Here is a 13,241-nt window from a genome sequence, read left to right as displayed (position 1 = left end):
CCTCCCCCTGTCGTCAACAGTGGGCGACGGACAACCAGGTTAAATGTTGTTCATTTTTTAGCCTGTGCCGGCCTCTTCGCGGGTAAACCCGCACCTACAGGTATCCCACAATTTGTGAGGCTTGTGGTTTCCCGCGAAGAGGCCCGCACAGGCTAAAAAAATCAGGGCTGGATCTGGTCTTCCAGCTTCATGGTCAGTGCCAGCGTGCTGCCCATCTGCACCGCCCGGTCCCGCCATTCCTGATAGCGCGCTGCATCACGGCTGCTGAAATGCACCGCCAGCTCCTCTGCCGCCTGCACCACCCCCGCCGCTGCCGCCAGCTCCAGCCAGTACAGCGCGGCCTTCAGGTCGGCCTCTACATACAGCCCGTGCATCAGCCGGTAACCTACCTCAAAGCGACAGCGTGCTTCACCCCGCTCGGCCCCGCGCATGAACCATTGGTAGGCCTGAACCAGGTCGACCTGCCAGTCCAGGTCGCCGTCGCATACCTCCTCCTCATACAGGTCGCCCAATGCCGCGGCCGCGTGGAGCATGCCCCGCTCAAAGGCCTGCCGATAGCACTCCGCTGCCTGCATGTAGGAAGGGTCGATGCCTTTGCCAAAGTAATGCTGCTGCCCCAGGTTGAACCAAGCGGCGGCATTGCCTTGCAGGGCCGCCATGCGCAGCAGGTGGCCGGCCAGCACGGTATCGGCACGCCAGTACTTGCCGTTGAGCCAGATCCACCCGAGGTCGTTGAGTGCCGCCACGTTGCCCAGCAACGCCTGGCGGCGCAGGTCGGCATACACCGCCTGCAGGTCGCTGGCCTCATCCAGGCGGTTGACCAGCATCGAGCGCTGGCTGGGCAGACCCACACCGGCAAACAGCCACTGTCGCCTCCCGACCGGGGCCGGTGGCGCAATGACCCGCTCGGGAAGAAGGCGGGCAAGCAGCGAATGGATATTGCTGGCAGCAGACATGTTCATCCTCATTGAACGACGCACAACCCCAACCTTCGGCTGTGATGAGGCGTGATTCTGCGTGACGTCACGTCAAAACCTGTCGCGAACGAATCGGCACACGGCAACCAAATGCGAGTTCCTTGATCTGAGCAGGCTGTGGCCAATTGCCATACAGCACGCGTGCCGCCATCCTGTTGCGGCAAGCCTAGACAAGGACGTTACATTTTGCCGTTCGCCACCACTCGCGCCACCCTCAGCCGTCAGTGGGCGCTGCTGCGCCAGCTGCCCAACCGCTCCCCCGGCATTACCAGCGCCGAGCTTGTCTGGGGCCTGCGCGATGTCGGCTTCACGGTCAGCAAACGCACTGTCGAGCGCGACCTCAATGAGCTGTCGCTGATCTTTCCGCTAGAGCGCAATGACAAGAGCATCCCGTTCGGCTGGCACTGGTCGGCGAGTGCGGTGGGCGAGTTGCGCGGTAACTTCGACTTGCTGACGCACCTACGGGGGGATGCATTGCAACCGGCGAAGGGTGAGGGGGTGGAGCTGGTGGCACGGATCAGCGATGCACTGGCGCGGCAACTGCGTGTTGCACCGTTGAGCAGCGACATGCAGCTGACGGCGCTGGAGCATGGGCATCGGTTGCGGGCCACGGTGAGTGACGGCTGGCCATTGCGCTGGTGGCTGTTGAGCCATGGGGATGGGTTGGTGGTGGAGCAGCCTGTGGTATTGAGGGAAGAGATTGGCAAGATCCTGAGCAATGCGGCAGCTCAGTACCAGAATCTGTAGCCTGTACCGGCCTCTTCGCGGGTAAACCCGCTCCCACAGGAGACCGGTGGACCTTGAGTAGTGCACACCTGTGGGAGCGGGTTTACCCGCGAAGGGGCCGGTACAGGCTTACGCACTAGCGCTGCATCCCCCAGCGCCGCACGGTCAGCCGCTCCAGGGTGTTGAACACCAACCCTTCCACCAGCAAACCAATCAGGATCACCACCGCCAACCCGGCAAATACCTTGTCGGTATACAGCTCGTTGCGGTTCTGGAAGATGTACCAGCCCAGCCCCCCTTTACCGCTGCTGGCGCCAAACACCAGTTCGGCGGCAATCAGGGTGCGCCAGGCAAAGGCCCAGCCGATCTTCAGCCCCGACAGGATCGACGGCAAAGCCGCCGGCACCAGGATGTGCAGCACCAGCCGCAGCCCTTTCAGGCCATAGTTGCGGCCCGCCATGCGCAGTGTTTCCGAGACGCCAAGAAAGCCCGCGTAGGTATTCAGGGCCAAAGCCCACAGCACCGAATGCACCAGCACGAAGATCAGGCTATTGTCGCCCAGCCCGAACCACAGCAAGGCCAGCGGCAGCAGGGCAATGGCCGGAAGCGGGTTGAACATCGAGGTCAATGTGCCCAGCAGGTCGCGGCCCAGCTGGGTCGAAACCGCCAGGCTGGTCAGGCCGAATGCCAGGACGATGCCCAGTACATAACCCTTGAGCAGAATCACCAGCGACACGCCAACCTTGGCCGGCAGTTCGCCACTGATCATCCCGTCCCACAGGGCCGCGGCGGTTTGCAAAAAGCCTGGCAACAGCAGGTCGTTGTCCTGATAGCGGGCAACGGCCTCCCACAGCACAGCGATCACCAGCAGGATAACCGCCTTGCGCAGCCAGCCTTGCTGCCACAGGCGCTGGGCCAACGGCAGTTGTCGTTCCAGAGGCACACTGAGCAGGGGCTCCAGCTGCACCTCGTATTCCTGGCGTACAGGTGTAGTGGTCATGGCTGAAGCTCCTGTCAGTAGGCGATGCGAATATCGTTAAAACCAAGCTCGTCAGGCTGTTGCGGGGTATCCGCCTCATCAAACAGCAGACGGTGGATACGCCGGGCACTGGCCTGGAAGTCGCTGCCACCCAGGCTGCCCAGGTCGTACTGATGGCTGTGCACTTCGGCCCGTACCCGCCCCGGGTGCGGCGACAGCAGCAGGATGCGGTTGCCAACCACCAGCGCCTCCTCGATGGAGTGGGTCACGAACAGCAGGGTGAACCGTACTTCCTCCCACAGCAGCAACAGCTCTTCCTGCATCTTGCGCCGGGTCAGCGCATCAAGGGCGGCGAACGGCTCATCCATCAACAGGATCTTTGGCTGCGTGGCCAAGGCCCGGGCAATCGCCACGCGGGCCTTCATGCCGCCCGACAAAGTGTGTGGGTAGGCATCGGCGAAGGCGGCCAGGCCGACTTTTTCCAGGTAATGCAGTGCCCGCTCTTCGGCTTCGGCGCGCTTGAGCTGGCCAGACACCAGCAGCGGGAACATGACGTTCTGCTTTACCGTTTTCCACGGCGGCAGCTGGTCAAATTCCTGGAACACCACGATGCGGTCGGGGCCCGGACCACGGACAGCCTGGCCCTGCAAAAGAATCTGCCCTTCCTGCGGCTGGATGAAACCGGCGACAGCCTTGAGCAAGGTGGACTTGCCGCAGCCTGAGGGGCCCAGCAGCACAAAGCGGTCGGCACGGTCGACTTCGAAGCTGACCTGGTGGGTGGCCCGCACCACGCGTTGCGCGGTGCGGTATTCGAGGCTGAGGTTATCCACCTGGAGCAAAGGCGGCGTTGCGACACGGCTCAGGTTGCTGGCCGTGTGGCCTGGCAATGGGGCGGTCATGATCGATCAGCTCCCTTGCAGCGGGCGTTCATCCTGGAAGAAGTAGTCCTTCCAAGATTCCGGCTTGTGCTTGATGGCGCCTACCCGATAGAGAAAATCGGCCAGCTTGTAGGTGTTCTTTGGTGTGACGGTGAATTCGTACTGCGGGTTGTCGATCAGCTTGATCAACGCATCGCGGTCGATCTTGGCCTTGGTCACACGGATATAGGTGTCGGCGGCAGCGGCCTTGTCTTTCTGGGCGAAGTCTGCGGCTTCGGCCAGGGCGTCAACGAAGGCCTTGTAGGTTTTAGGGTTGTCCGTGCGGAATTTCTCGGTGGCAAACAGCAAGGTCGGCGAGTTGGGGCCGAGCAGGTCATAGCTATTGAGCACCACATGCACGTCCTTGTTGGCGAGCACCTGGTCCTGGAACGGTGGGTTGGAGAAGTGCCCGTTCAGCTCGGTACCGCCGGCCAGCAGCGCGGCAGTGGCATCGGGGTGAGGTACGGCGAGGGTGTATTTGTCGAGGCGGTTGTATTCCTTGTCGCCCCATTGCTGGGCGGCGGCGTACTGCAGGAAGCGCGACTGCACCGAAACACCGATCGCTGGCACGGCGATGCGGTCTTTGTTGGTGATGTCGGCGATGGTCTTCACGTTGGGGTTGCTGCTGACCAGGTAGTACGGGAAGTTGCCCAGCGAGGCCACGGCCTTCACATTCTGCCGACCCTTGGTGCGGTCCCACACCGTAAGCAGCGGGCCGACACCCGCGCCGGCGATGTCTACCGAACCGGACAGCAGTGCGTCGTTGATGGCCGAGCCACCCGACAGCTGGGCCCAGTCGACGTCAATGTCGATGCCCTGCTCCTTGCCGTGCTTTTCGATCAGGTGCTGGTCACGCACCACGTTCAGCAGCAGGTAGACGATGCCGAACTGTTCGGCAATGCGGATCTTGCCTTCGGCCTGGGCCACTGCAGGGGCAGCCAGGCTGCCAACGACCAGGCTTGCGCCCAGTCCGATGCTTGCCGCCAGGCGGCTGATGGATTTGCGCATGATGATGTCCTCAGTCGTCAGAACGGGGCGTCGCCCTGGATGGTGGTGCGGTACAGCTTGCGGCGCAGGTGTGCGGGGCAGCCGGCGGCCAGGTGGATCAACGAGCGGTTGTCCCAGAACACCAGGTCATGGGGCTGCCATTGGTGGCGGTAGATGTTCTGCTCCAGCACGCTCAGTGCGTACAGCTGTTGCAGCACGTCGCGGCTTTCATCGTCGGGCAGGCCGACGATGCGGGTGGTGAAGCCTTCACTGACAAACAGCGCCTTGCGGCCGTTTTCCGGGTGGGTGCGGACCACCGGGTGGATAACTTCCTGTACCTGCGCCAATTGCTCGGCGGTCAGGTTCGGGCGCCAGTTGCCTTCAAATTTGGTTTCGGCGTAACGGGCGGTATAGGAGTGGGCAGCACTGCGGCCCTCGACCACTTTGCGCAAGGCGTCGGGTACGGCGTCCCAGGCTTTGTGCATGTCGGCGAACAGCGTATCGCCGCCTTCGCGTGGCAGTTCCTGGGCATGCAGCATGGAACCGAGGCTGGGCAGCGCTTTGTATGAAAGGTCGGAGTGCCAGAACTTGCCAGCATCACCCAGGCCGATGTTCTGACCGTTTTCGATGATGTTGGAAACGATCAGGATCTCGGGATGGCCTGTAAGCAGGAACTGCTTGAGCACATGGATCTGCAACTCGCCAAAGCGGCGGCTGAAGGCAATCTGCTGTTCCGGGCTGATGCGCTGGTCGCGGAACACCAGCACATGGTGGTCGAGGTGGGCGCGATGGATACGGGCGAAATCCTCGGCGTTGACCGGTTTGGCCAGGTCCAGGCCGATGATCTCGGCGCCTACGGCACCGGAGAACGGGCGGATTTCGAAAACTTGCGGCTGGGCGCTGTCGATGGTCGACAAGGCGTTCGAGGCGGCTGACATTTATCACTCCCACGCAGTGCGCGACTTCAATGGCGCGCAACGATCAGAAACGCACGGGGATTTCCCGTGTGGGTTCAAGTCGTGCGGCGCATCGATTGGTCGACGGGTACGCAGTGGATGTGACTATAAATTCATAAGCGCGATATTTTAAATACCTTTAAAGCATAACCATATCACTGTCTCCGGGGCTGCCTTGCTGTCAGATCAGCCCACCCTGCTCTTCTTCGTCGATCAGGTTGTTGAGGCTGCTGAGCGCCTTGCGCGCGGTGGAGCGGTTGAGCAGCTTGGCCTGTGCGCCGGCAGGCAGGTCGGTGATCTTGAATACCCCCTTGGCGGTCAGCACGTCGATGAGATCCTCGAGCACGCGGATCATGTCCAGGTCACTTTGCTTGAGCTGGTTGAGGCTGTTTTCCACGACGTCATCGGCAAACCATTCCTGGATATCGGCATGGTCGGCGGGGAGCATTTCGGTGAACTGGTCAAAAGCAGCTGCTTCTACCCGCAGCAACTGGCCGGTGGCGTCGCGTTGCACGTAGAACATGGCGGTGTCCCTCGTCACGTTGGTTCCTTGTTGGTAGACAGCAGCATAGGCAAAGATCGCCGGGCGCGCAGGCCCGGCGCCAGAGTATGCGCTGTCAGCAGATTGCAGGAAAGACCCGTGTGGGAGCGGCCTTGTGTCGCGAAAGGGCCGCGTAGCGGCCCCAGCGGTCTGCGCATTGTTGCTGAAACCGCGGGGCCGCTACGCAGCCCTTTCGCGACACGAGGCCGCTCCCACAAAAGGCAGTGCAGACTTGGCGAATGGGCTGCATGGCAGCCCTAAAGCGCATCAGCTGTCTTTGTTGTGGATGATGATGGTCGGGTCAGCACCGCTGATCAACGAGTTGACCGTGGTGTTGGACCAGTTCACCCCTTCAAGCTTGATGGTCACATCGGCATTTGCCAGACCGCCAGCATCGTTGAGCTTGCCTTCGCTGCTGACCTGCAACGTGGTCGTGCCTTCCACGGTGGTGAGTTTCAGGTAGTTGTCGATCGTGCTGCCCTTCTCACCCTGCAGCAGATCGCTCAAGTCGATCTTGTCTTTCTCGCCTACCTTGAAGTCCTTGATCACGTCGTTGCCGTAATCGCCCGCCTTCCACACGAAGGTGTCGGCACCGCTGCCACCGATCAGGATATCGTCGCCGTGGCCACCGATCAGGGTGTCATTGCCAGTACCGCCCAGCAGGATGTCGTTACCCCTGCCACCATCGAGCGTGTCATTACCACCTTGGCCGAAGAGGATGTCGTTGCCGTTGCCGCCGGACAAGAAGTCCTTGCCGTCGTTGGCACCGGAGATATCGAACTCGGTGTAGTGCTCGGTGATGTACTGGTGCACGTTGCTGGTGGTAACAGCACTGGCTTCGACACCGCTCTTCTGCGCAACGTAAGTCTGCAGGGCCTGATACCCCTCGCTGACGACACCATTGAGGGTGATCAGGTCACCGAAGATGATGTCGTTGCCGTTGCCGCCATCGATGGTGTCGGCGCCGGGCAAGATCGCCTCGGAGTGGCCCAGAATCGCCTTGGCCAGGTCGGACGGGTCGATGTTGGCCTGTGGCTTGCCAGCAGTGTCATAGGCTGTCAGGTCGCTGAGCGAGACATCGCTGTTCAGGCCAATCGCCTGCACCTTGCTCAGACCGGTATCTTTGCCACCAAGTACGGCAAAGCTCGCAGTGGAGCCTGCCGCCGAGTAGTAATAGTTCCAGTAGTCAGCGTAGCCAGTACCCGCCAGGTCGGAGATCTCGTAGGTACCATCACCCTGCGCATGGATCGTCCCGATTTCCTTGGTCGAGTAGCTACCACTCTTGTAGGTGGTGACGGTAATAAGTCCGTTACTGCTGATATCAACCTTGTGCGTACTGTCGGCCCAGGCACTGAAGCTGTCGCCAATCTTGTAATTGTTGACGTTGACCACGTCATCCAGATACTTGCCATTGGTCCATAGGCGAGGGTTGGTGCTTTCCCCGTTCTGGTAGTAAGTCGGCTTGCCATCAGTGATGAAGTAGGTGAGGTTCTCCGCACCAGAGTTGCTCAAGGCCACAGTGCTCTTGAAGAAGTTGGACGTGGTCTTGAACGCGTCTTCGTAGTTGGTACCACCGCCGTAGCGAGAACCGCCCACCATCGAGTCCAGTACCGTCTGCAACTTGCTCAGGGCATCGGTATCGTTCAGGTTCACCGTCACGTTCTTGTTGACCTGGGTGTCGAAGTCGACCAAGAAGATGTTCACGGTCCCGGAGGAGTCGGAGCCCAGGCTCGCTTTCAGCGTCTGGAACACGGACGCCAGCTGGGCCTTGGCCGTGGCAACAGACTGGTCACTCATACTGCCCGAGCTGTCGACCATGAAGGCAATGTTGTAGTTCTTGCCCTGGACCACGTTCAGGCCCGACACGTCGGCGACGATGATGTCGTTGCCTTCGCTGCCGGTCATGGTGTCGTTGCCCGAAGTACCCACGCTGGCCTTGTAGGTTGCGCCGTACACCGTCACCGGGATGTTGCCGGTGGTGATGGCCGAACCGCCCAGGCTTTCGGTGGCAGTCGAGGTGACCGTGATGTCGAACGAGCCTTTGTAGTAGGTCGGCGGCGTCAGGGTCAGGCCGCTGAGTTTCCAGCCGGTTACATCCACCGGTGCGCTGCCTACCGTGACCGTGTGGCCTGCACCATCGCTGAGTACAGTACCTTTCGGGATGCCGCTGAGGCTAACATTCAGGGTTTCGGAGCCATCGGTGTCGGTCAGGGCAGTATTGATACCAACCAGTTTCACCGAGCCACCTTCCGGCCCTTCGTTTAGTTTGTAGCCGTCGTAGTAGCTCTGACCATTCACGGTGTGCAGGTCGGACACGCCCAGGCCAGCGTTGGCCATCTCGGTCACGTTCTGATACATCTTGATGTTCGAGCTGCTCAGGTCAGTGGGCGTACCCGAGCCTACCTGGATGTTCAGGTCATAGCTGCCTGGCCCAGACTGGTTGGCATGGTAGACCTCGATCGGGTAGTAGCCACTGGTGTTCGGGGTGAAGGTACCCGAAACCTGGCCACCGGCACCCCAGGTAGCCGTGACCACAGTCTTGCCACCAATGGTGACCACGAAGCTGTCGTCGGCGGTACCGCTGAAGGTGTAGGTCTTGCCGGCTTCCAGGTAGATCAGGCCCGACGTTTTCGAGCCGGTGCCAGCAGTGACGCTGCCATCAGACTGCACGTTGGTAGTAGTGCTGCTGGAGTTGGCGTTGCCAGAGTTGGCAAATACCGTCTTCAGGTCCTCGCCGGTAATGCCATTGCCACCAGTACCCAGGCCTTTGAGGCTGGTCCAGACTTCCTTGGTCAGGCCCTTGGATTCGATATCGGCGCTGCCGAAGCTGAGCGTAGGTTTGTCGGCTACCGGACTGATGTCGACCTTCATGGTCACTTCTGTGCCCAGGTTGGTGCCATCGTTCGGCTTGTACTTGAACTGTGCGTAGTCGGCCTTCTGGTTACCCACGCCATTGCCACCGTAGTTATCCGAGCCCGACTGGTTGAGAAGCGGAACGAACTTCAGGTTCTTGGCAATGATGTCAGCCTGGCTCACCACCTGGCCAACGGTCACGTTCACCCAGGCAGTACCGTTGAAGAACTGCAGGCTGCCTGCGCCCGGGATAGAGGTAATGGTCACCGACAGACCGGTGTTGCCATCGGCATCGGTGACTTTGAAATCACTCCAGGCGAACACGTAGTCGGTGTCTTCCACGCCAAACACCGCGCCTCCAGGCGAAACTGGCAGGTGGTCGTTGTCGAGGATGGTGGTAGTCACGCTCGATTTGCTGCTATCCACCTGCAGGTTCTCGAAGTTGCCACCGGTGGCAGTTTCGATTTTCACCACGAAGTTCTCGGTACCTTCGACCAGCTTGTCGTCGATGGTAGCGATGTTGAACGTGGTGCCTGTGCTGTTGGCCGGGATCTTCACGGTGGTGACACCGGTGAAGTCCTCACCGTTTTTGGCGGTGCCGCTGTAGCTGAGGGTGATCGTGACTTCGGCCTTGGAGGCGTTGCTCAGGGTCAGCGTGTACTGGCCGGTTTCGCCCTCGGTCAGCGAACCGGTGCCGGTGATGCCGACCGTGGTGACGTCACCTTGGTTGCCGGTGCCCGGGGTACCCGAGCCTGGCTCGTCGGTCACGGTGGTGCTGACCGAGGTCTTGTCCAGGGTCAGTTGCTCGAACTTGCCGACATCAGTGCCGCTGACCGAAGCGATCGACTTGATCACAGGGTCGTTTGCACCAACGTAGACGTTGTCCGGGGCAGTCACAGTGGCAGTACCCACGGTGCCGTTGGCCGGCACGGTGATGGTGGTCTTGCCATCGTTCAGGGTGAAGGTCAGCGCCGAGTGGTTGTTGATCGGCAGGCCATCTTTGTTGGTCAGCGTCACGGTGTAGGTGATCACGCCACCTTCGGTGACCGACGAGGTCGCAGTCAGTTTCGCGATGACTTCGTCGTTGGTGTCGGTGACATTGACCTTCGCCGCGTCGCCCAGCTGCAGGTTCTCGAAGGTACGGCCGCCGATGTCGGCTGCCGACTTGATACCCAGGCTGATTTCGCCGGCGTCTTTGTAGACGTCGTCGCCTTGTGCCGCGTGCTCGTATGGCGCGCTGGTCTGGCCGGCCTTGATGGTGACTTGAGCGTTGTTGCTCAAGGTCACGACCAGGTCGTTGGCCAGGGCGGTGTTGATGTGCACGGTGAACGTCGGTTTGACGTTCTCGGCTACCGAGGTCTGGTCGGCGGTGATGGTCACCAGCACCAGGTCGCCCTGGTTGCCAGTACCCGGAGTGCCCGAACCTGGCTCGTCGGTGACGGCGGTGCTGACCGGGGTCTTGTCCAAGGTCAGTTGCTCGAACTTGCCGACATCCGCGCCGGTGACCGACTGGATAGCCTTCACGACCGGAGCGTTGGTGCCGGTGTAGACGTTGTCCGGAGCCGTGACAGTGGCAGTGCCGGTTGTACCGTTAGCCGGGATGGTGATGGTGGTTTTGCCATCGTCCAGGGTAAAGGTCAGCGCACCGTGCTTGTCGATTGGCAGGCCGTCTTTGTTGGTCAGCGTCACGGTGTAGGTGATCACGCCACCTTCAGTGACCGACGAGGTCGCAGTCAGTTTCGCGATGACTTCGTCGTTGGTGTCGGTGACATTGACCTTCGCCGCGTCGCCCAGCTGCAGGTTCTCGAAGGTACGGCCGCCGATGTCGGCTGCCGACTTGATACCCAGGCTGATTTCGCCGGCGTCTTTGTAGACGTCGTCGCCTTGTGCCGCGTGCTCGTATGGCGCGCTGGTCTGGCCGGCCTTGATGGTGACTTGAGCGTTGTTGCTCAAGGTCACGACCAGGTCGTTGGCCAGGGCGGTGTTGATGTGCACGGTGAACGTCGGTTTGACGTTTTCCGCCACCGAAGTCTGGTCGGCCGTGATGGTGACCTTGACCAGATCGCCCTCGTTGTTGCCGCCTGGGGTACCTGGGTTGCCCGGAGTACCTGGCTCGTCAGTGACCTGAGTGCTGACCGGGGTCTTGTCCAGAGTCAGTTGTTCGAACTTGCCAACATCAGCCCCTGCAACGGTCGCAATCGAGTTGACCACCGCTGGGTTGCTGCCAACGTAAACGTTGTCCGGGGCAGTCACGGTGACCGAACCGCTGGTGCCGTTGGCCGGCACGGTGATGACGGTTTTACCGTCGCTCAGCGTGAAGGTCAGGGCGCCGTGGTTATTGATCGGCAGGCCGTCTTTGTTGGTCAGGGTGATGGTGTAGGTGATCTCGCCGCCTTCGGTCACCGAAGGGGTCGCGGTCAGCTTCGCCACGACTTCGTCGGTGGTGTCGGTGACATCCACTTTCGCAGCGCCGCCGAGCTCCAGGTTTTCGAAGGTACGACCATCAACGTCCACAGCGGACTTGATGCCAACGCTGATCTCACCGGCGTCGTTGTAGACGTCGTCGCCCTGCGCATCGTGGGTGTACGGCGCGCTGGTGTCACCGGCCTTGATGGTGACCTGGGCATTGTTGCTCAGAGTCACGACCAGGTCGTGGTCCAGCGGCTGGTTGATGTGCACGGTGAAGGTCGGTTTGACGTTCTCGGCGACCGAAGTCTGGTCGGCGGTGATGGTGACCTGCACCAGGTCGCCCTGGTTGCCGGTGCCCGGAGTGCCCGAACCTGGTTCGTCGGTGACAGTGGTGCTCACCGGAGTCTTGTCCAGGGTCAGCTGCTCGAACTTGCCGACATCCGCGCCAGCAACAGTCGCGATCGACTGCACTACCGGGGTGTTGCTGCCAACGTAGACGTTGTCCGGGGCAGTGACAGTAATCGAACCGCTGGTGCCATTGGCCGGTACGGTGATGACGGTTTTGCCGTCGCTCAGCGTGAAGGTCAGGGCGCCGTGGTTATTGATCGGCAGGCCGTCTTTGTTGGTCAGGGTGATGGTGTAGGTGATCTCGCCGCCTTCGGTCACCGAAGGGGTCGCGGTCAGCTTCGCCACGACTTCGTCGGTGGTGTCGGTGACATCCACTTTCGCAGCGCCGCCGAGCTCCAGGTTTTCGAAGGTACGACCATCAACGTCCACAGCGGACTTGATGCCAACGCTGATTTCACCGGCGTCGTTGTAAACGTCATCACCTTGTGCAGCGTGCTCGTACGGCGCGCTGGTGTCGCCGGCCTTGATGGTGACCTGGGCATTGTTGCTCAGGGTCACGACCAGGTCGTGGTCCAGTGGCTGGTTGATGTGCACGGTGAAGGTCGGTTTGACGTTCTCGGCCACCGAAGTCTGGTCGGCGGTGATGGTGACCTTGACCAGGTCGCCTTCGTTGTTGCCGCCTGGGGTACCTGGGTTGCCCGGAGTACCTGGCTCGTCAGTGACCTGAGTGCTGACCGGGGTCTTGTCGAGGGTCAGTTGCTCGAACTTGCCGAGGTCAGCGCCCGCAACGGTCGCGATGGAGTTGACCACCGCTGGGTTGCTGCCAACGTAAACGTTGTCCGGAGCAGTCACGGTGATCGAACCGCTGGTGCCGTTGGCCGGCACGGTGATGACGGTTTTACCGTCGCTCAGCGTGAAGGTCAGGGCGCCGTGGTTATTGATCGGCAGGCCGTCTTTGTTGGTCAGGGTGATGGTGTAGGTGATCTCGCCGCCTTCGGTCACCGAAGGGGTCGCGGTCAGCTTCGCCACGACTTCGTCGGTGGTGTCGGTGACATCCACTTTCGCAGCGCCGCCGAGCTCCAGGTTTTCGAAGGTACGACCATCAACGTCCACAGCGGACTTGATGCCAACGCTGATTTCACCGGCGTCGTTGTAAACGTCATCACCTTGTGCAGCGTGCTCGTACGGCGCGCTGGTGTCGCCGGCCTTGATGGTGACCTGGGCATTGTTGCTCAGGGTCACGACCAGGTCATGCTCCAGTGGCTGGTTGATGTGCACGGTGAAGGTCGGTTTGACGTTCTCGGCCACCGAGGTCTGGTCGGCGGTGATGGTGACCTTGACCAGGTCGCCTTCGTTGTTGCCGCCTGGGTTGCCCGGGGTGCCTGGCTCGTCAGTGACCTGAGTGCTGACCGGGGTCTTGTCGAGGGTCAGTTGCTCGAACTTGCCGAGGTCAGCGCCCGCAACGGTCGCGATGGAGTTGACCACCGCTGGGTTGCTGCCAACGTAAACGTTGTCCGGAGCAGTCACGGTGATCGAACCGCTGGTGCC

General features: G+C 61.1%; 8 protein-coding genes. 1 reads left to right on the top strand and 7 read right to left on the bottom strand.

Annotated elements, in window-relative coordinates:
- Positions 1-161 precede the first annotated feature (161 nt).
- Positions 162-956 (bottom strand): tetratricopeptide repeat protein, encoded by a 795-nt coding sequence (locus WF331_RS23355; RefSeq protein WP_016497470.1) that lies wholly within the window; start codon positions 954-956, stop codon positions 162-164.
- A gap of 207 nt (positions 957-1,163) precedes the next feature.
- Between WF331_RS23355 and WF331_RS23350 the strand changes: the two genes are divergently transcribed.
- Positions 1,164-1,724, top strand: coding sequence for a WYL domain-containing protein (locus WF331_RS23350; RefSeq protein ID WP_016497469.1), 561 nt, complete (start codon positions 1,164-1,166; stop codon positions 1,722-1,724).
- Positions 1,725-1,839: 115 nt separating this feature from the next.
- On the opposite strand, the gene WF331_RS23345 is transcribed toward WF331_RS23350, so the two are convergent.
- From WF331_RS23345 to WF331_RS23320, 6 genes are all read right to left on the bottom strand, one after another.
- Positions 1,840-2,703 (bottom strand): ABC transporter permease, encoded by an 864-nt coding sequence (locus tag WF331_RS23345; protein ID WP_016497468.1) that lies wholly within the window; start codon positions 2,701-2,703, stop codon positions 1,840-1,842.
- Positions 2,704-2,717: 14 nt separating this feature from the next.
- The gene (locus WF331_RS23340; protein ID WP_016497467.1) at positions 2,718-3,581 is read right to left on the bottom strand and encodes an ABC transporter ATP-binding protein; all 864 of its coding nucleotides are present in this window, start codon (positions 3,579-3,581) and stop codon (positions 2,718-2,720) included.
- Positions 3,582-3,587: 6 nt separating this feature from the next.
- Positions 3,588-4,607 carry an ABC transporter substrate-binding protein gene (locus WF331_RS23335; protein ID WP_340623336.1) on the bottom strand — a complete coding sequence of 340 codons (1,020 nt, stop codon included), beginning with the start codon at positions 4,605-4,607 and terminating at the stop codon, positions 3,588-3,590.
- A gap of 17 nt (positions 4,608-4,624) precedes the next feature.
- Complete coding sequence (locus WF331_RS23330) at positions 4,625-5,524, bottom strand: TauD/TfdA dioxygenase family protein (RefSeq protein WP_016497465.1); 900 nt, start codon at positions 5,522-5,524, stop codon at positions 4,625-4,627.
- Positions 5,525-5,723: 199 nt separating this feature from the next.
- Positions 5,724-6,065 carry a hypothetical protein gene (locus WF331_RS23325; RefSeq protein WP_016484321.1) on the bottom strand — a complete coding sequence of 114 codons (342 nt, stop codon included), beginning with the start codon at positions 6,063-6,065 and terminating at the stop codon, positions 5,724-5,726.
- Positions 6,066-6,350: 285 nt separating this feature from the next.
- Positions 6,351-13,241, bottom strand: a 6,891-nt coding sequence (locus WF331_RS23320; protein ID WP_340623335.1) for an immunoglobulin-like domain-containing protein, incomplete at its 5' end; no start/stop codon positions are given.

The organism is Pseudomonas sp. YNh (assembly GCF_037993085.1).
Classification (GTDB): Bacteria; Pseudomonadota; Gammaproteobacteria; order Pseudomonadales; family Pseudomonadaceae; genus Aquipseudomonas; species Aquipseudomonas putida.
This window is presented reverse-complemented; position numbering and strand designations above follow the sequence as displayed.

What these genes read in the sequence shown, in the direction of transcription:
- WF331_RS23355 (WP_016497470.1), bottom strand. Translation starts at nt 956, where the DNA reads ATGTCTGCTGCCAGCAATATCCATTCGCTGCTTGCCCGCCTTCTTCCC.
- WF331_RS23330 (WP_016497465.1), bottom strand. Translation starts at nt 5,524, where the DNA reads ATGTCAGCCGCCTCGAACGCCTTGTCGACCATCGACAGCGCCCAGCCG.
- WF331_RS23345 (WP_016497468.1), bottom strand. Translation starts at nt 2,703, where the DNA reads ATGACCACTACACCTGTACGCCAGGAATACGAGGTGCAGCTGGAGCCC.
- WF331_RS23340 (WP_016497467.1), bottom strand. Translation starts at nt 3,581, where the DNA reads ATGACCGCCCCATTGCCAGGCCACACGGCCAGCAACCTGAGCCGTGTC.
- WF331_RS23325 (WP_016484321.1), bottom strand. Translation starts at nt 6,065, where the DNA reads ATGTTCTACGTGCAACGCGACGCCACCGGCCAGTTGCTGCGGGTAGAA.
- WF331_RS23335 (WP_340623336.1), bottom strand. Translation starts at nt 4,607, where the DNA reads ATGCGCAAATCCATCAGCCGCCTGGCGGCAAGCATCGGACTGGGCGCA.